This is a genomic window from Rhizobium sp. CF080, from assembly GCF_000282095.2.
Taxonomy (GTDB): Bacteria; Pseudomonadota; Alphaproteobacteria; order Rhizobiales; family Rhizobiaceae; genus Neorhizobium.
Genome location: NZ_AKKC02000004.1, coordinates 1,263,636 through 1,280,847 on the forward strand (window position 1 = coordinate 1,263,636; position 17,212 = coordinate 1,280,847).

The 17,212-nt window shown below is 60.6% G+C and carries 17 protein-coding genes; 9 read left to right on the forward strand and 8 right to left on the reverse strand.

The window, feature by feature from the left end:
* Positions 1-2: 2 nt before the first annotated feature.
* Together PMI07_RS12890 and PMI07_RS12895 are read right to left on the reverse strand one after the other, a co-directional pair.
* A complete protein-coding gene (locus tag PMI07_RS12890; protein WP_007774119.1) occupies positions 3-1,550 on the reverse strand; it encodes an ABC transporter substrate-binding protein in 1,548 nt (515 codons plus the stop codon).
* Positions 1,551-1,638: 88 nt separating this feature from the next.
* On the reverse strand, positions 1,639-2,811 hold the full coding sequence (locus tag PMI07_RS12895; RefSeq protein WP_007774120.1) for a Xaa-Pro peptidase family protein: 1,173 nt from the start codon (positions 2,809-2,811) through the stop codon (positions 1,639-1,641).
* Positions 2,812-3,051: 240 nt separating this feature from the next.
* On the opposite strand from PMI07_RS12895, the gene PMI07_RS12900 reads away from it, so the two are divergent.
* Genes PMI07_RS12900 through PMI07_RS12920 form a run of 5 tightly spaced genes read left to right on the forward strand, consistent with a single transcriptional unit; the run spans position 3,052 to position 7,677 of the window.
* Positions 3,052-3,711 carry a GntR family transcriptional regulator gene (locus PMI07_RS12900; RefSeq protein ID WP_007774121.1) on the forward strand — a complete coding sequence of 220 codons (660 nt, stop codon included), beginning with the start codon at positions 3,052-3,054 and terminating at the stop codon, positions 3,709-3,711.
* Positions 3,708-5,021 carry a hydantoinase/carbamoylase family amidase gene (locus PMI07_RS12905; protein ID WP_007774122.1) on the forward strand — a complete coding sequence of 438 codons (1,314 nt, stop codon included), beginning with the start codon at positions 3,708-3,710 and terminating at the stop codon, positions 5,019-5,021. Before PMI07_RS12900 ends, PMI07_RS12905 begins: the two co-directional genes overlap by 4 nt.
* A 2-nt stretch (positions 5,022-5,023) precedes the next feature.
* Positions 5,024-5,962, forward strand: a complete 939-nt coding sequence (locus tag PMI07_RS12910) for an NAD(P)-dependent oxidoreductase (protein ID WP_007774124.1) — start codon at positions 5,024-5,026, stop codon at positions 5,960-5,962.
* A gap of 12 nt (positions 5,963-5,974) precedes the next feature.
* Positions 5,975-6,715, forward strand: a complete 741-nt coding sequence (gene pxpB / locus PMI07_RS12915) for a 5-oxoprolinase subunit PxpB (protein ID WP_007774126.1) — start codon at positions 5,975-5,977, stop codon at positions 6,713-6,715.
* Positions 6,715-7,677 (forward strand): biotin-dependent carboxyltransferase family protein, encoded by a 963-nt coding sequence (locus tag PMI07_RS12920; RefSeq protein WP_007774128.1) that lies wholly within the window; start codon positions 6,715-6,717, stop codon positions 7,675-7,677. The genes pxpB and PMI07_RS12920 overlap by 1 nt, the downstream gene beginning before the upstream one ends.
* Positions 7,678-7,687: 10 nt before the next feature.
* Here the strand turns inward: PMI07_RS12920 and PMI07_RS12925 are convergent, their stop codons facing one another.
* Positions 7,688-8,458, reverse strand: a complete 771-nt coding sequence (locus PMI07_RS12925; protein ID WP_007774134.1) for a 5-oxoprolinase subunit PxpA — start codon at positions 8,456-8,458, stop codon at positions 7,688-7,690.
* A gap of 126 nt (positions 8,459-8,584) precedes the next feature.
* Here PMI07_RS12925 and PMI07_RS12930 point away from each other — a divergent pair, with 126 nt between their 5' ends.
* Together PMI07_RS12930 and PMI07_RS12935 are read left to right on the forward strand one after the other, a co-directional pair.
* Complete coding sequence (locus PMI07_RS12930; RefSeq protein ID WP_007774135.1) at positions 8,585-9,286, forward strand: type 1 glutamine amidotransferase; 702 nt, start codon at positions 8,585-8,587, stop codon at positions 9,284-9,286.
* Positions 9,287-9,303: 17 nt separating this feature from the next.
* Positions 9,304-10,434 (forward strand): Xaa-Pro peptidase family protein, encoded by a 1,131-nt coding sequence (locus PMI07_RS12935; RefSeq protein WP_007774136.1) that lies wholly within the window; start codon positions 9,304-9,306, stop codon positions 10,432-10,434.
* Between the two features lie 128 nt (positions 10,435-10,562).
* On the opposite strand, the gene PMI07_RS12940 is transcribed toward PMI07_RS12935, so the two are convergent.
* The 4 genes from PMI07_RS12940 to PMI07_RS34015 all read right to left on the reverse strand — a co-directional run bounded on the left by PMI07_RS12940 (position 10,563) and on the right by PMI07_RS34015 (position 13,228).
* Positions 10,563-11,255, reverse strand: a complete 693-nt coding sequence (locus PMI07_RS12940; protein WP_007774137.1) for an SH3 domain-containing protein — start codon at positions 11,253-11,255, stop codon at positions 10,563-10,565.
* Between the two features lie 348 nt (positions 11,256-11,603).
* A complete protein-coding gene (locus PMI07_RS12945) occupies positions 11,604-11,882 on the reverse strand; it encodes a cysteine rich repeat-containing protein (RefSeq protein WP_007774138.1) in 279 nt (92 codons plus the stop codon).
* 10 nt (positions 11,883-11,892) lie between these two features.
* A complete protein-coding gene (locus tag PMI07_RS12950) occupies positions 11,893-12,816 on the reverse strand; it encodes a sterol desaturase family protein (protein ID WP_007774139.1) in 924 nt (307 codons plus the stop codon).
* A gap of 106 nt (positions 12,817-12,922) precedes the next feature.
* Complete coding sequence (locus tag PMI07_RS34015) at positions 12,923-13,228, reverse strand: hypothetical protein (protein ID WP_024163778.1); 306 nt, start codon at positions 13,226-13,228, stop codon at positions 12,923-12,925.
* Positions 13,229-13,430: 202 nt separating this feature from the next.
* Here PMI07_RS34015 and PMI07_RS12955 point away from each other — a divergent pair, with 202 nt between their 5' ends.
* Positions 13,431-14,147, forward strand: coding sequence for a response regulator transcription factor (locus tag PMI07_RS12955; protein WP_037086249.1), 717 nt, complete (start codon positions 13,431-13,433; stop codon positions 14,145-14,147).
* Positions 14,147-15,502 carry an ATP-binding protein gene (locus PMI07_RS12960; RefSeq protein WP_007753351.1) on the forward strand — a complete coding sequence of 452 codons (1,356 nt, stop codon included), beginning with the start codon at positions 14,147-14,149 and terminating at the stop codon, positions 15,500-15,502. The genes PMI07_RS12955 and PMI07_RS12960 overlap by 1 nt, the downstream gene beginning before the upstream one ends.
* A gap of 661 nt (positions 15,503-16,163) precedes the next feature.
* Here PMI07_RS12960 and PMI07_RS12965 read toward each other — a convergent pair.
* Positions 16,164-16,994: an FkbM family methyltransferase gene (locus PMI07_RS12965; protein ID WP_007753350.1), complete on the reverse strand. Its 831-nt coding sequence runs from the start codon at positions 16,992-16,994 to the stop codon at positions 16,164-16,166.
* Positions 16,995-17,212: the final 218 nt, after the last annotated feature.

The window sequence follows — 17,212 nt, forward strand, 5'->3', positions numbered from 1 at the left end:
CCTCACGCCTTGTTGAGCCAGACGTTCTCGACGTAGAAATAGCGGGAAAGCGGCGCGATCGTCCAATCTTCCGCACCCTTGCCGCTTGCCGTCAGAATATCTTCGTAGATCGGCACGATATAGGGCGTTTCGTCGAGCTGCAGCTGCTGCGCCTGGGCGTAAAGATCAGCGCGCTTGGCACTATCCGTTGTTGATCTGGCGTCGGCGATCAGCTTGTCGAACTTGGCGTTCTTCCATGCCGTGTCCTCATAGGAAGCGTTCGAGGTCAGCAGCAGGTTGAAGGTCGCATCCTCCGTGGGCTGCATGCCCCAGTACCCCATATAGAAGCTGCCCTTCATCCACACATTGGCCAGATAGGTATCGTGCGGCATTGCTTCGACGGTGATGTCGAAGCCGGCCGGCAGCGCCATCTGCTTCAGCGCGATCGCCACCTGACCGCGGATGGCAGGTCGGTTGGATGCAACGAGGGTGACCTTCAAGCCGTTCGGATAACCGGCTTCGGCGAGCAGCTTCTTGGCAGCGGCCGGATCGTATTTGATTTCCGGCGTCTTGATCGCGAAAGGAAATTCCGGAGAGACAAGGTTGTCATAGGCCGGCCGGCCAAGGCCTTCCAACACGATATCGACCAGCGTCGACCGGTCGACCGCCATGGCGAGGGCCTTGCGGACGCGGATGTCGTTCCACGGCTTCTGGTCCTGACGCATCGTGACGTTGACGAAACGGCCGGACGGTACGCGCTGCGCCTTGATGCCGGTCGACTTCGAGATGCGCTCGAAATCCGCCTGTTGCACGGTCAACATCACGTCGACGGCGCCGGAGAGGAAGTTGGCGCTTTCGGCGGCAAGATCCGGGAAGAGGTGCATCTCGACTGCATCGAGATAGGGCTTGCCCTTGATGAAATAGTTCGGGTTCTTGACCAGACGCACCATACGGGCGCTGTCGTAGGTTTCGAGCTTGAACGGACCGGTGCCGTTGGCGACGGTATCCAGCTTTTCCTTCGGGCCTTCAACGGCCGCCTTGGACAAGATGCGCGCATTGGCATGCGCAGTCGAGATCGGCAGGTCGGCGAACGGCGTCTTCAGCGTGAACTTCACGGTCGTCGGATCAACGGCCTCGATGTTTTCGATCATGTTGAGAACCGAGCGGGCTGCCGCCGGACGGTTGGGGTCGAGGATCGCCTTGAAGGTGGCGACGACGTCATCAGCCGTGCACGGCGAACCGTCATGGAACGTGACGCCCTTGCGCAGGTAGAAGGTGAAGGTCTTCGCGTCTGCACTGCCTTCCCAGCGCTCGGCAAGGTCGGCCGTCGGCTTGTTGTCCGGCCCCATGCGGGTCAGGCCGGAATAGATCATGTCGATGACCGGATATTCGGCCGGGCCGGACAGGGTCAGGACGTTGAGCGTCGCGATGCGCGTGGAGTGGCTGATCTTCAGCGTGCCGCCGGCTTTCGGCGTGGCCGCCACGGCTTCGGAAAAGTCCATGTCCGGCAGGAGTGCCGTTGCAGCCAGGCCCATGACCATGGTGCGGCGGGTAATCATGAAATTCGTCATTTCGCCCTCTTGTAGGTTGGTTCGACATTGACCCTGGGCGGCGATGTTTTCTTGTTATTCGGCCGCCAAAGCCGGTTTCAGGCCTTGTTCAACGGATTACGGTCAATTCGTCAGGCAAGGCTGTAAGCACTTCAGGCGCGCCCTCGGTAATGAGGAGCGTGTGCCCGACACCCATGGCAAGACCGGTATCGCTGTCACCGTTCATGACATGGTAGAACAGGGTCATGCCCGGCCGGCACTCGGTCGGATTGCCCGAATAGATCATCGGCGGGACGTCCATGCTGGTGGGCGCAAAGGTGCAGCCGACGGAATAACCGGTCGCGCCGTAGCGGGCTCGCTTGTAACCAGCCCTGTCCAGGCCATCGGCGTAGATGTCGAAGATTTCGCCGAGCGTCGTGCCCGGGCGGGCGATATCGGTCATCTTCTGCAGGGTTTCGCGACCGACATCATACATCTTGCGATGCGCATCGGAGACCTCGCCAAACAGGATGGTCCACTCCGTCTTGACGTTGTAGCGGCGGTAGGCGACCGGATATTCGACGAGAATCTGGTCCTGCTCTTCGAGACGGCGCGGATCGGAAACACCGCGGCCATACACCGCGCGCGGACCGGAATTGAAGAGCGGAGCATTCGGCGGCATGTCCGCGCCCTGCCCCAGGATCGAGGTCAGGTAAACGGCCTTCAGGTCACTGTCGAGGACGCCCGGACGGGCGGCGGCGATCACGGCGTTGAGGGAATCGTCGAGGATCTGCGCGGCGCGGCGCGTATAGTCGATTTCGGCGGGTGACTTGACGACGCGCAGCCAGCGGATCAGGTGCCTATCATCTTCCAGGCGGCACCAGTCACCGATCGTCTGTTGAGTGCGCCAAAGGTTCCAGCCGGTAAGGCCATGCGTGTTCAATTCGATGGCGATGCGCGCGCCACCGAGGCCCAGCTCTTCAAGGATGACCTTCACATCGGCCGCCGGATTGGCATCCTCGGCATCCCACCAGATGCGGATGTTCTCGATGATGCTCGTCTGCTTCGCCTGGACCAGATCGGGGCGGCGCGTCAGGAGAACGGGCTTGCGGCCGTCGGTCGGCACGACCATGCATTGGTAATAAACGAAGCCGCCGGTGTCGTAACCGGTGAGCCAGTACATGCTCTCCTGGGCAAAAACCAGCATCGCCTCGACACCGCGCGCAGCGAGCTCCGCCCGCAACCGATCCTGCCTCTGGAGGTGCTCCTCCCGGCTGAAGGGCAAATTGGGCTCAAACGTCATCGTCACGTTACCTCCTGGCAAGCCTGCGGAAGCTGGCTGTTGCGTGACAGTAAAGTTTGGTATACCACTCGTCAACCAGAGGAATACAAATATTTCTGAACGCTTGAACGGCGCCGGATCGGGGGTTTTGGCGCGAGTTCAGCACCCTTTCAAGGGCACCGGGATGACAACGGGCGGTTCATATGGCACCACACAATTCTATCCGCCGGCGCGGCCCGAACGGGAGGGAAATTTAAGAATATGCTGATGGAAACGGATAAGCGGCTGGCCCTCCAGGCCTATGAGCAGATTCTGAACCTGATCCTTTCAGGCCAGGCGGAGCCGGGCGTGATGGTGACGGAGCGGCGCCTCGCAGACACGCTCAACATGTCGCGCACCCCTATTCGTGACGCGCTCTTGATGCTCGAGGGCGAGGGCCTGCTTATCCGTCAGGGGAGCCGTGGCCTGCAGGTCAAGCAGACGCGCGTCGAAGATTACATGGATGCGCTGCAGGTGCGCCAGATGCTCGAGCCGGAAGCCGCCCGACTCGCCGCAGGTCGCATGCCGGCTGACGAACTCGACCAGTTGCGTGAAGCACTCAACGCGCTGATCGACGATGCCCGGCATGGAAAAACCAAGCCCGAGCGCGCCTCGGTCCGCGATGTCGACGATCGGCTGCATGGGGGCATTGGCGACGCCGCCGGCAACCCCCAGCTCGCCCAGATTATCCGCACGCTGCGCCGGCAGACCCAGATCTTCGACCTGAGAAGCGTGCCCGAACGTCTGGAAAGCACCTGCCAGGAGCACCTCGACATCGTCGGCGCCCTACGGGACGGACGCGGCGACGACGCGGCGAAGGCCATGCGCCAGCACCTTGATCATGTCAGGGACAGCATCATCCGGAGACTGACCCGCGCATGAGCATTCCATCCAAAGGCGCGCGGCCGACACATCCGGAACCCGGCAATCTCGCGCCGGTCGACATTGGCCTTGCCGAGCGGCTGTTCGATGAGTTGCGACGCCGCACCGGCACCAATCGCGGCATTACTCGCACCTCCTATGGGCTCGGTGAGCAGATCGCCCATGACATGGTGAGGCGGGAGGCCCGCAAGCTCGGCCTCGAGATCACCACCGACGCCGCCTGCAACCTCTACATGACGATGAAGGGTCGCGAGGAAGGCCCCGCGATCTTCATCGGCTCGCATATCGATTCCGTGCCGATGGGCGGCAATTTCGATGGCGCTGCCGGCGTGTTGCTGGCATTGTCCGTGCTGTCCGGCTATGCGCGCGCCGGCATACGCCCGCCGCAGGACGTTACTGTCATGGCCATTCGCGCCGAAGAAAGCACCTGGTTCGGCGCATCTTATATCGGAAGCCGGGCGGCCTTCGGACTGCTCACGGCCGAAGAGCTGGACAAGGTCAGGCGCTCGTCGGACCAGATACCGCTCGGTGCCGCGATCGACGCCGCTGGTGGCGACGCCGCCTTCCTGCGCTCCGGCCAATCTTTCCTCGACCCGAGCCGGATCGCGATGTTCATCGAACCGCATATCGAGCAGGGCCCCGTTCTCGTGGAACGGGCCATACCGCTCGGTATCGTCACCGGCATTCGCGGCTCCTTTCGGTACCGGGAAGCGAAATGCGTCGGCGTTTACGCGCATTCCGGCGCGACGCCACGGGAGTACCGGCAGGATGCCGTGCGTGCCGCCGCCACGCTGGTGGTCGAACTTGACAAGGCCTGGGACCGACTGAAGGGTGAAGGCGCCGACCTCGTGGTCACGTTCGGCCAGTTCTTCACCGATCCGTCCGAAGCCGCCTTCAGCAAGATCGCCGGCAGACTGAGCTTTGCGCTCGACATCCGCAGCCAGGAGGCCGAAACTCTGGAACGCATGAAGGCGATCGTTGCGGAGACGATCGCACGGATCGAGGCGGAGCATCATGTTCGCTTCGAACTCGGCCGCCTGACAGGCAGCACTGCTGCAATCATGGACACACACATCGTCAACAGCCTTTCGGCGCTGGCGAAGGAATACGGGATCGAAACCGAAACGATGGCCTGTGGCGCGGGACACGATGCAGCCGTTTTCGCCGGCGCCGGCGTGCCGACCGGCATGGTCTTCATCCGCAATGCCAATGGCAGCCACAATCCCGACGAGCACATGGACATGGCGGATTTCACCCAGGCCGCAAGGCTGGTATCGGCACTCTGCCTCGCTCCTCCGTCAAGGGCCTGACGATGGCGGAAGCACGCTGCGAGTGCCTGATCATACAGCCCATCTCCCTGGCTGCCGTCAAACTGCTGGAGGACAAAGGCCTTCGGGTCCATATCGCCAAGGACACCAACCTTGACACACTGCGTCCGCATCTCGCCCATGCGCGCGCCGTGATCACGCGCAATCATGGCCTGTCAGCAGAGGAAATTGCCGCTGCGCCCAATCTCAAGGTGGTGGGCGTTCACGGGACCGGTACCGAAAAGGTTCACAAGCTATCGCTCGCCAGCCGCAATATCCCGCTGGTCAGTACGCCGGGCGCGAATGCGCAGTCCGTCGCGGAACTGACAATTGCCCTGATGCTGACCTGTTCGCGGTCGCTGCTCCAGGCGGATGAAGCCTCGCGCACGGGCGATCATCATTTTCGCCAGGCACATCGCACGTTCGAGCTTTCGGGCCGGCGGCTCGGGCTGATTGGTTACGGGCATATTTCCCGGCGCGTGGCGCGCTTCGCCATGGCGATCGGCATGGAGGTCGCCGTGTTCTCGCGCTCCACGTCCGCCGAAGATCTCGCAGCGGACGGTGTCATGGCCTGCCCGGATATCGACCGTTTGTGCGCATGGGCCGATGTCGTTTCGCTGCATGGGGTGCCGGATGGACGGCCTGTCATCGATGCGCGGCGGCTGGGGCTGATCGGCCGGAACGGATATCTGATCAACACGGCCCGTGGGGCGCTCGTCGACGAGCCGGCGCTTGTCGCGGCGCTGAAAGACGGCACCATCGCTGGCGCTGGCCTCGATGTCTTGACGATCGAGCCCATTACTTCCGACAATCCGCTGCTAGACTGCCCCAACCTGGTCCTGACGCCCCATATCGGTGGATCGACAGTGGAAGCGCTGGAAAAGACAGGCTGGGAAGTGGCAACAAAGGTTCTCGCAGAAATTGAACGTATCGACGCGGTCTAGGGGTTCAAGGCGTTGACGAGATCCGATGGCGCAATATCGTATCCACGCATCGTCCGCAGCGGCGACCAGGCCGTGAGCATCGAGTTCTCGGACTCCGTCAGCGAGAGCGCAAATCGTCAGGTGCTGACACTTGACGCATCGATTTCGGCACATCCCATAGCTGGCGTGCTTGAAACGATACCGACCTATCGTTCGTTGGCGGTTGTTTACGACCCTCGCCAGGCCCGTGGTTCTGCGATTGGAGAAGAGCTGATCCGGCGTTCGGTATCAGCGGAGAGTGGCGAACTGCCGGCTGGGCGGCTGTTTGAGTTTCCTGTGCTCTACGGCGGCGAGCATGCCTCCGATCTCGATGAGCTCGCCAAAATCAAGAACATCTCCGTGGACGAGGTGATCGATCTGCACGCAGCCGCAGAATACCGCGTCTACATGATCGGCTTTGCACCCGGTTTCGCCTATCTGGGTGGCCTGCCGGAGATCCTGCACACGCCGCGGCTCGGGATTCCCAGGCAGAGGATCGAAGCTGGCGCGATCGGTATCGGAGGCCAGCAGTCGAGCATCAATTCGGTGCCCGGGCCGAGCGGCTGGCGGTTTGTCGGCCGCACGCCTTACAGGCTTTTCGATCCCAATCGGCACGAGCCTTTTCTGCTGAAAGCCGGTGACCGGATACGCTTCCTGAGAATCGACGCCGAAGAAGCAGGACATCTGGACGACCGCGTTGCGCGCGGCGAACTCGACATTCGGGAAATCGCCTGATGAGCCCCCGTCTCTCGATTGTCCGCCATGGACCGCTGATGACGGTTCAAGATCAAGGGCGCTATGGATATCGGTCGCGCGGGGTTTCCACATCGGGCGCGATGGACCGCGACGCCTATGCGATTGCCAATGCACTTGCCGGCAATAAACCCGGAGCAGCCGCCATCGAATTTGGCCTCATCGGCGGCTCGATGACAACAGACAAAGATGTGCTGGTCGCCGTGACGGGCGGAAACTGCAAGATCGAAATAGCCGGAAAGCCGGTGGCGGCCTGGGAAAGTCATATCCTGCAGGCCGGCGAGACGTTGACGGTCGGCGCCCTGCAAGGCGCCGTTTGGGGTTACATCGCCGTTTCGGGCGGCATCGCCACCTCGCCCATGCTGGGCAGCCGATCGACGCATCTGCGAACCGGTGTTGGCGGAATGGACGGCAGGACACTCACGGCCGGGGACGTCCTGCCGCTCGGCGAACCCGACATGCTGACACCCCTTGTCCTGGGGCAGCCGTATTTCCGACGACCCCATCCGATCCTCGTCGTGCCCGGGCCCCAGAATGACTATTTCGAGGAAGCCGTATGGAGGGATTTTCTGACACGACCTTTCCAGGTGACGACATCGCGTGATCGGATGGCGATGGTGCTCAACGGCCCTCCGCTTCGGGCTTTCAAGGGCCACGACATCGTCTCGGATGCGACCGTCGTCGGTTCGATCCAGGTCCCCGGATCCGGAAAGCCCATCGTCCTCACGGCGGATGCGCAGACGACCGGCGGTTATCCCAAGATCGCGACGGTTGCCTCCTTCGATCTCGCTCGCCTCACCCAAATGCCCAGCAGCCAGAATTTTGCATTCCGAGCGATTTCGCCGGATACTGCTGAGGAACTTTTCATCGCCGCGCAGGAGCGCCTTGAGGCGGTCCTTGGCAGCGTTTGCTCGAAAACGAAAAAACGATTCTGGGAACCATAGGATGGGCGGCTCAACTTGCCTTGGCGACACCCGATGTGATCGTCCAGCCGGCCTCTTCCAATCCCGTGCGCAACTGCCTCGCCATCGAAACGGCACCGGGCGTATCGCCATGCACGCAGATCGAGCCGATCGGCACCTCCAGACGTTTGCCGTAGGTGGACGTAAGGCAGCCTTCCGAAACCATCGTCATGACCCGCTGAAGCGCCGCACCGGCGTCGTGAATGACTGAACCCGGCTCCGAACGCGGCGAGAGATTGAATGTGTCGGCATATGTCCGGTCGGCGTAGATCTCGTTGATCGGCGTCAGGCCGAGCGTCTCGGCGGCGCGAGCCGTCGCAGTGCCTGGCATGACCATGAATGCCAGGTCGGGATCGACCGCGCGGATCGCCCGACCGACGGCCAGCGCCATGGCGTCCTCATCGGCGCAGACGTTGCCGAGCGCGCCATGGGTCTTCACATGCGTCATCGGATAACCTTCAAGTGCGCAGATCGCGGCCATCGCGCCGACCTGGTAGGCGACCAGCGATTCGACCTCGGCGACAGTTAGCCCCGGAATGCGCCGGCGGCCGAAACCGATCAGGTCCTGATAACCGGGATGGGCACCCACGGCGACGCCGCGGTCCCGAGCGAGGCGCACCGTCGCGCGCATGATGTCCGGGTCCCCCGCGTGGAACCCGCAGGCAATGTTTGCCGTGCTGACGATATCGAGCATCGCGGCATCATCACCCATGGTCCATGGGCCGAAACCTTCACCGAGGTCGGAGTTGAGATCGATCCGCATGAAGCCTCCTTCTGATTTTGCACCTCCTGCATAGCAGACCGGTGACGGATTGCCACGAAATCATGATTGCGCCGCGAACACCAGTGGTATACCAATGGTGCGCAAAAATCGAAAGCGGTGAATGACATGGCGGGACGCCTTCTTTATCTCGGCAACGGACGCAAGTTTCAGTCGGTTGCCAAGCTCGACGACAGGTTTGAAACCTGGGGCCTCAAGGTCGACAGATACTGGGCCTATGATGGCCATTTTCCATCTTCCCTGAAGGGATATGACGGCATCTTCCTGTCGGGCAGCCCGCACGGCGCCTACGAGGATGTACCCTTCATTTTGCGCGAGCACGAACTGATCCAGGAAGCCGCAGCCCAGCAAATTCCGATGCTCGGCATCTGCTTCGGCAGCCAGATCCTGGGTTCGGCACTGTGCGGCCGCGACCAGGTGTTCCGTCGTTCCACTTGCGAAATCGGCTACAAGAACCTGCCTCTGACGGAGGCTGCGAAGATCGACAAGCTTGCCCATGATCTGGTGGACAGCGTCCACATGTTCGTCTGGCACAATGACGAGGTGCGGGCGAGCCATCCCGACATGACCATTCTGGCCTATTCCGACGACTGCCCGAACCAGATCTGGCGTTACAAGGACGCCGATATCTGGGGCATCCAGGGACACCCGGAGGTCACCAGGGCCCAGGCGATCGTCTGGTTCGAGGAAAACCGTGAACGCATGGAGAAGGACGGCGCCAGTATCGACGACCTGAAGGAGCAGGCCCATGAAGCGGCGGAGGCGAAGACCATGCTCACTCGCTTCGCCGAGCTGGTCCAGAACGGTTGATAAAGGGAAATCCGGATATGGTGACGCCTGCCTATTGGTTCGAACGCCACGAATTCCTCGCGCGCCTGAAGCGTGTCCAGTCGGCGCTGCGTGAAAAGCAGCTCGACGGCCTGATCGCCTTCCTTCCCGAAACCGTCACGTGGCTGACGGGCTATTTCACCCGCGCCTACGGCACACTGCAATTCGCCATCATCCCGGCCGAAGGCGAACCGACCCTCTTCTGCCGCGATGTGGAGGAATATTATCTCGACAGTACCTGCGTCTTCTCCGATCGGGTGATGTGGACGGATAGCGATGACCGCATGAAGGTCGCCGCCGAGGCGATCTCGAGCCGCATCGGAGTGAACGCCAAGCTCGGCATCGAGCTTTCCGCCTGGCCGCTGTCGGCGGGTCGCTACGATTATCTGAAATCGGCGTTGCCCGGCATCGTCTGGCAGGATGAAAGCAATCTGACGCCGGTCATGCGGCTGATCAAGTCGCCGGCCGAAATCGCCTATCAGCGCCGCGCCGCCAAGGCCGCCGAAGCCGGCATGCAGGCGGCCATTGACAGTGCCGGCGTCGGGGTTACCGAACGCGAGATGGCGGCTGAGGTCTGCGCCGCGATGATCCGCGCCGGCAGCGACCTGCCTGGCCCCGGCGTCATGTCCTCCGGCGAACGGGCCTTCCACCTGCATGGCGGTTATTCGGATCGCGTGCTGGAGGCCGGCGACATTGTCCAGATTGAGACAACCCCCAATGTAAAGCACTATCACGCCCGCTTCATGCGGCCGATCCGGGTCGGGCCTGTGCAAGATGATGACCATCGGGTGGTCGAGCAGCTGATCGCCATTCAGGACGCAGCTCTGCGCGAGGTGAAGCCGGGCGTTTCGGCAAGCGTGCCCGACGCGATCTATCGCGACGGCGTGCTGTCCGCCGGATTGCGGGAAACCTATACCAACAAGACGTTCTATTCCGTCGGCCTGCTGCTGCAGCCGAACGGCGGCGAACCGCTGGAAGCTGCCCCCGGATGTACCTGGGTCTTCGAGCCTGGCCAGACCTTCCATACCTATGTGCTCGCCCGCGGCTTCGGCATGTCCGAGACGATCGCCATCACCGAGGACGGCTACGAACGGCTGACGAACTTTCCGCGGCAGCTGTTTGTTCGATAAGCGTCTTCCCCAGCCCGCGCTCGGGCATGCCGACAAGTGCCAGTCCGAATGGACCGGCACCAGCAGGAATTGAGGTCAACAAAAACAGCGTCCGTCGCAAGCGGGGAGCCGACATAGGCGGCTTCTTCTTACTGGCGGAAGAACCGCGTTCCGCTCACCGTGCCGCCGCGAGGACCAGTCCGAGTAACGGAACACGATGCGTCGGCGCGGCTGCATGTCCGCGTGCGGCTTGCAGTTCCGCCATAGGGCCCAGCCGTATTTCGAGTCGCCGTGCACGTCCCGTCGGCGCAGGTTCTGGTCTGCTCGCTCGATCCGCCATAGATCCCGGTCACGCCACGGGTCGCTGTGCAGCTTCCATCCGTACATTCGACCGATCGTCCATAGGAATCCACCCGAGCCCGAGGATAGATGCCAGGGGCAGCCCTCGCAGGTCCGGCGTAAACCGACCAGTTCCGGTACCAGGGATAGCTGACATAATAGTTGTCCCAATAGACCTTGTTGAAGGCGACGACGGCGACCCCGACACCGGTGGCGACAGCCGGCGACAGGACGACTGGGGCTCCATTGTAAACGACCTGGACATAGCGCGCCGAGACCCAGCCTCGATGGCCGTCGAAACCGATATCGCACCAAGTGTAACCTGACAGGCAGCCATGGGCGACGATGCGGGCGCCGACCGAAACGACGGTGACGACAGGATAGCCCGTCGAGGGGCCGGCCCTTAGATTGACGTTGCCTGTTGCGACAGCAGCGGTCGCCGCCGCGGCCATGGACGCCATGGCAAATACCATGGCAATCGCGATGCATAATCTCTTGATCATATTCCTATCCCTTTACGATGGACCGCGAGCGCGGAGCCTTCCAGCTGCGAGGCTAGGCTCCGGATGTCTCTCAGACATCGCGCTGGCGTAGAAATTTGTAGCTTTTTGTTGCATCGGCCGGGACCAGCAGGCCCTAAACCGATCCGGCGGCCTCGACCGTTCGCCAACGACGCGACCATCGTCAGCTCGATCGTCCAGCCGAAGCGGTCCGGGGTCATGCGTCACAGTTACGGTCCCGGCTCATTGGAAGCGCCACTGCCTGGCAGGACGCCGCATTTCAGCCGGCGTCCTTGCTCCGGCGGTCTGCTCTCGCCGAGCGCGTACATCTGTCGCCATCTGGTCATGCAGCTACTTCGGAAGGGCTTCAGCGAGCGCGGTCTGGCAGGTCGGCGTCAGGTTCGCCCGATTTGTCTGGAGGCAGGCGGCTATGCGCCCGCCACCGGGCTGAATGCCTTGGCAATACTGCTTGAGATCAGCCTGGCAGGCCTGGACGACCTTCCTTACCTGAGCCCGCATTTCGGGGGTTATCTGGCTCTGAGCCATGGCGACGGCGGGCGCTGCGCAAGCGGTGGCGACCAGAGCGATGCTCATCCAACGGGTCGGTATCAGGCGATTGGTGGCGTTCATAACGGTTCCTTTATCTTGTCTGTTGGGAAGCCTCAGCTTTTGCCGACGGCTTCGGTGGCTCGCCTGCGTCGGGCGATTGAGGTCTGGCTGTCGACGCCCTCCGGCGCGTGACAGGCCCGAAGAGGGCGGTTAATTTTTGCTGGAGAGTGGCAGCTGCTCGCGCCTCTCGCATCATCGCGATCCATTCGCCGAACACGATACGTAGCGGGTGAAGCGATGCGGAGCCGCCGCGCAGGCCATAGGTCAGCGGCCTGCCCCGCGGTGCCTCGGCAAATGTGCCGAACAGCCGGTCGAAGACGATCAGCGTGCCGCCGAAGTTCTTGTCGAGGCACTCGGCATCCGAGGCATGATGTACGCGATGATGGGACGGGCTGTTGAGTATCCACTCGAGCGGGCCGAAACGGGGTGAGAGCTCGGTATGAAGGAAGAACTGATAGACGAGGTTTGCGCCAAGCGCCGTGACGATGGCGAATGGATGGAACCCAAGCAACGCCAGCGGCAGATAGAACAGGAAATGTCCTGAGATATTGGCGGTCCAGCCGAGGCGTAGCGCGGCGGTCAAGTTCATGCGTGTCGGCGAATGGTGGACTGAGTGAGTGGCCCAAAGCCAGCGGACATGATGGGAGACGCGATGATGCCAGTAATATATGAAATCGACCGCAAGAAAGAGAAGGATGGGTCCATATACCGTTCCTGCGTCGATATCGAAGACGCGGTGCTCGTACGCCAACATGAAAGGAAGAGCGACAATCGCCGCTTCGGCACCGCGGATAAGGGCATGACCGACGGCAACGCCGAATGTCGCAGCCGTCTCCCGCATGTCATGGAGATCGTGGTGTGCAAGTCTGCCGATCAGATATTCGATCAGCATGAAAGACACCGCCACAGCGACAACGCCAAACCGCATCGACGATACAGAATCCAAAGCCGGCATGGTCGTTCCTCGGGAGCATTTGAGATGGTCGGAAAATTGCGAGCCGGCGGCTTTGGGGTATTGGGGGCGCCGCCGGCTCATCAAGGTGCGAACTGGTCATGGTTGACTACCAGCTGACGCTCCCCTGACGGGTTACGGTATTGCCGTTCGGGCCTGTCGTGGTTGCCGATCCGCTGCAGGAGCCGCCCTCTTGGCAGGTTAGCGTTCCTGACCGGGAATAGGTGTTGCTCTTCGGACCGGTGCGGGTCACATTGCGTGAGCAAGAGCCGCCCGAGCACCCTCCGGTTGAATGCATCGACGCGGTTCCATTTACGCCGCTCACCGAACGGTCGCGGCTCCACGCATTGGCTTCCGCGGCTGCCGCCAGTGTAAATGTGCCGGCCAGAACCGCGGCGGTGATGGTCTTCATCATGATCTTGTCCTCTCTGTCATGAGACTTTGCAGGCGTGCCGAACATCGGATGCATTCGGCATGGAACAAGATTCGATCCGCTCGGTATCATGCCAATAAACGGCGGATGTCGAGATGTTCGATTTTGTTGCGGGCATGTAGAGATTTGTAGCAATGACCTCCGCATTCTTGATTGCTCCCGCGTTTCGGTTCAGTTTCCAGCCATGGAAGACATGGTACGTACAATCCTCGTGGTGGATGATGATCCGGAGATCAGACGACTCGTCGCGGCGCTGCTGTCGCGCGAAGGCTTCGACGTGCGAACTGCGGAAAGCGGCGCAGAGCTGGACGACGTTCTGCGCAGGGTCCGGCCGGATCTGATCATCCTCGACCTGATGCTGCCGGGAGAGGATGGGCTCTCGATTTGTCGCCGCATGCGCTCCGAGGGCGCTTTTCCGATTTTGATGCTGACCGCCAAGAACGACGAGATGGATCGGGTGGTGGGGCTTGAGGTCGGCGCCGACGACTACGTTTCGAAACCGTTCGGCCCGCGTGAACTCCTTGCACGCGTGCGTGCCCTTCTTCGCCGCACTCAGTCTCAGCCTTTCCAGGCAGCAAGCCGTCGATACAGTTTCGATCGTTTCATCATCGATCTGGATGCGCGCCAACTCACTGATGAGGGCGGCGAACCGGCAACGCTGACGAGCGCCGAATTCGATCTTCTCACATGTTTCGTGCTGCGCCCCCGTCGCGTTCTCTCGCGCGATCAGATCCTGGACTGGACGCATGGCCGTAACGCCGATCCACTCGACAGGACCGTCGACATCCTGGTTTCGCGGTTGCGCAAGAAGCTGGAGAGCCTCAGCCCCGGCAATACGTTGATCACCACGGTCCGCAACGGCGGTTACCTGCTGACCGCGCCCGTGCGGCAGGTATCGTGATGTTTCGCCTGGGGCTGTCCGCTCGGGTCCTTGGCATAGGCGTGACGTTCCTTCTGACCGCCTGGATCACGCTCGTCGCGCTTTACTACTGGTCGAACGGTCTCAGCCGTGTTGCCACCTATCCGTCCACTACTCAGATTCTGACGATTGTGGACGTGTTGTCAGGTGCTGATCCGCAAGCACGCGAAAAACTCGTGATGGCTGTCAGTTCATCGGTTCTGACCGCGGAGATAGAGCGCGATATGTCGGTGGAACCGAACATCCGCGAGCATATGGAATATCTGCCGGAGTTTTCGGATTATCGCAACGCTCTGGGAAACAGGCTGATCTCGATCCGCAGGCTTGACGCGGCTGGATCCGGTGCCAGACGGCCACGTTTGTTAGCAGTGGTGATAGACCCCATCGAGTTTAGAGTGCGGCTGAACGATGGCGCCGTCGCGCGATTGCAAACAAGAACGCCGTTCATCGTGACATTGTTCGGTCTTCCGGCCGGTCTGGGCGCCGGTCTGGTGGGGACGCTTTTTGCGCTGGCCGCCTTCATCCTGCTCCAGCGGGAAATACGACCACTGGCAAAGCTTGCCGCCGCGGTTGACAGGATGGATCCCTCCGGAGAGCCGGTGCAGTTGGCCAACATCCCGTCCCGGACGCCGGAAACCATCGCGCTCGTAAAGGCGTTCGGGCGGTTGCAGAACCGGCTGCAGTCTATGATCAGCGGCCGATTTGCGCTCATCAGCGGCGTTCAGCATGACGTACGCTCCTTCGCAACGCGCCTACGCCTGCGGATCGACCACATCTCCGACCCGACCGAGCGGGAAAAGGCGATCCGCGATATCGCCGATATGATCGATCTTCTCGACAATGCTCTGCTGACTGCCCGGGCAGGCGTCGGCGCACTCGATGAAGAGCTTCTTGATCTCGTGGCCCTTGTTGAGCAGGAGATTGTCGATCTGGGGGCATCGGGTTGGAACGTGGCCCTTGGCTCCTTGCCGCAAGGTCGGGAATTGCTCGTTTTGGCCGATCGCCTCGCCGTCAGACGAATTCTCGCGAACCTTGTCGATAACGCAGTGAAGTACGGGCGGGTCGCAAACGTCGCGCTTGAGGAACATCAAGGGATGGCGATCCTCTCCGTCCGGGACAGCGGGCCAGGCATTGCTGATGACCAGATCGCCCTTCTATTCGAACCCTTTGTCCGGTCAGAGCCGTCGCGGGCTCGCAAAACCGGTGGGGCTGGGCTTGGTCTTGCCGTCGTGCGCAGCTTGGCGGAAGCACAGGGCGGGGCAGTTTCCGTCAGGAACCATGCCCATGGAGGCCTCATAGCAGAGCTGAGCCTTCCTTTGTTTCAGCTGAAAAATTGATCCCCTCCCATGGAAGGGCGGGCTGAGATGAAGCCGGGACTGCAAAATTCGATCAGCCAGGACCGCCCTCCTCCCATTCCTCAACCACGCTGATTTCGAAAAGCATCAGGGAAATCCGCCCTACATCAAGGAACAAAACGGGGGCGCCATCAACCTTACCTCGGTCACGCTCCCGTCTGTTTTCCAGCAGCAGGACTTCTTTGCCTGCGTCTAAAGAAGTATGTACGGGGCGATTGCACCGCACCATATGGGCTGAGCCAAACTGATTGTTGAGGGCTCGGCCGAGAAAAAACGTCCGGGCCCTCTACTTTTCGAAACGCCGAGATGGAGGTTGTGTGTTCCATATCGTTCATTCCTTTATCTGGGCAGCCCTTGGCCTCATGCTGCTTTTGGCGGCCCACGACTATCTGTTCCCGCAGTAGTAGCGCGCTCCCTGAGGCGACAGGAAACATCCTCGCCTGCGTTCTGTGCTTTTGTCGACGTGCCACAGGACGAGCCTGTCGGACGCGTAGCCAAACACAGGGCAGCATCATCGATCTTGTCGGTTCGGTAGTTTGTCACGGGCGGCGGTGTCTGCCCCCAGACCAGATGGATACCAGGGACGTCGCAGTTGCCCGTTTTGACCCAACAAGGCATCCAGAGCGCCAATTCAACGACTCTATTAGCGGCGACGGACAGCTTCGATTACAGCCGGCTTCGACTTGTGCACCGCGAAGAAGTTTGGAGGCCCCTGAAAATCTTCGTCACGTGTATTATAACTTTTAAAGACAACACCCGTTGGCATAATAGGACCAAGCAAGAATCCATGGCTTGAGAAGAAATCCCAAAAATCTTTGAGCAAAAACTTCGAATATATATTTACCATTCCGAATTCGAACTGCACTGCGGAGATATTTCCTTTTTTAAAGGTCCCGGAAAACCCCTCAAATACAAGATGCTCCGCGCCTTCTACATCCACTTTCACAAGGTCAATTTGATCTACCGCGTTTTGTTCGCAGTAGCAGTCACCCGTCGTCACCCTAACCGTTATCTCCTCCCAGCGGCCATCATGGATCTTGTCGCCCTCAACCATCGACGATGAACCGTCATCGTCAGGATTATAGCGCAAGACTGTAGAACCGGCGGCATTCGAGAGGCCGAATTCGTTTAAGACGACGCGTGGAGACGAGACGTTATGGGCCAATTTTCTGAACGTTTGTGGAGCTATTTCAAATGAATGCACTGTCGCGCTCGAAAACCGCGAGAGGCATGCCATTGTGTAATCTCCCTTGTTTGCCCCCACGTCAAAAACCGTTATCGGCGCGGTGCTTGCGATCCTGTCCAGCACGTAAAATTCACCGTTGGTCTTCATATCGTAGTTTAGGTTATTATAAGTTTTCCTATAAACATCAGCTGCCTTATAAAGCAGTTGAGACATTCGCCCACCTCTGTGCGCGAGAATTCTGCTGGTGTTCAGAGCAGCTTTTTTGAGAGTGGCAATACGATTATCCATTACGTCCTCCTGATTGTCTCTGGATGAGCAATTGAAATCGCCGTTTTCACGGCAGCTAATAGCCGGTTTTGCGAAATGCGACTCCTAGATCGATCGGTGTAGCCAGTATATTGAGGCAGTTGGCAAGGTTGGTCAGCATGCCTTGGATTGCCAGTCAGTGGGCCTATTCAGATGCAACCGCCTTTCTATCGGCAAGCGGGATGCGCAGCGGCGGCGCC

Coding starts and splice junctions, on each gene's coding strand:
- PMI07_RS12890 (WP_007774119.1), bottom strand. CDS start 1,550: ATGACGAATTTCATGATTACCCGCCGCACCATGGTCATGGGCCTGGCT.
- PMI07_RS12895 (WP_007774120.1), bottom strand. CDS start 2,811: ATGACGTTTGAGCCCAATTTGCCCTTCAGCCGGGAGGAGCACCTCCAG.
- PMI07_RS12900 (WP_007774121.1), top strand. CDS start 3,052: ATGCTGATGGAAACGGATAAGCGGCTGGCCCTCCAGGCCTATGAGCAG.
- PMI07_RS12905 (WP_007774122.1), top strand. CDS start 3,708: ATGAGCATTCCATCCAAAGGCGCGCGGCCGACACATCCGGAACCCGGC.
- PMI07_RS12910 (WP_007774124.1), top strand. CDS start 5,024: ATGGCGGAAGCACGCTGCGAGTGCCTGATCATACAGCCCATCTCCCTG.
- PMI07_RS12920 (WP_007774128.1), top strand. CDS start 6,715: ATGAGCCCCCGTCTCTCGATTGTCCGCCATGGACCGCTGATGACGGTT.
- PMI07_RS12925 (WP_007774134.1), bottom strand. CDS start 8,458: ATGCGGATCGATCTCAACTCCGACCTCGGTGAAGGTTTCGGCCCATGG.
- PMI07_RS12930 (WP_007774135.1), top strand. CDS start 8,585: ATGGCGGGACGCCTTCTTTATCTCGGCAACGGACGCAAGTTTCAGTCG.
- PMI07_RS12935 (WP_007774136.1), top strand. CDS start 9,304: ATGGTGACGCCTGCCTATTGGTTCGAACGCCACGAATTCCTCGCGCGC.
- PMI07_RS12940 (WP_007774137.1), bottom strand. CDS start 11,255: ATGATCAAGAGATTATGCATCGCGATTGCCATGGTATTTGCCATGGCG.
- PMI07_RS12945 (WP_007774138.1), bottom strand. CDS start 11,882: ATGAACGCCACCAATCGCCTGATACCGACCCGTTGGATGAGCATCGCT.
- PMI07_RS12950 (WP_007774139.1), bottom strand. CDS start 12,816: ATGCCGGCTTTGGATTCTGTATCGTCGATGCGGTTTGGCGTTGTCGCT.
- PMI07_RS34015 (WP_024163778.1), bottom strand. CDS start 13,228: ATGATGAAGACCATCACCGCCGCGGTTCTGGCCGGCACATTTACACTG.
- PMI07_RS12955 (WP_037086249.1), top strand. CDS start 13,431: ATGGAAGACATGGTACGTACAATCCTCGTGGTGGATGATGATCCGGAG.
- PMI07_RS12960 (WP_007753351.1), top strand. CDS start 14,147: ATGTTTCGCCTGGGGCTGTCCGCTCGGGTCCTTGGCATAGGCGTGACG.
- PMI07_RS12965 (WP_007753350.1), bottom strand. CDS start 16,994: ATGGATAATCGTATTGCCACTCTCAAAAAAGCTGCTCTGAACACCAGC.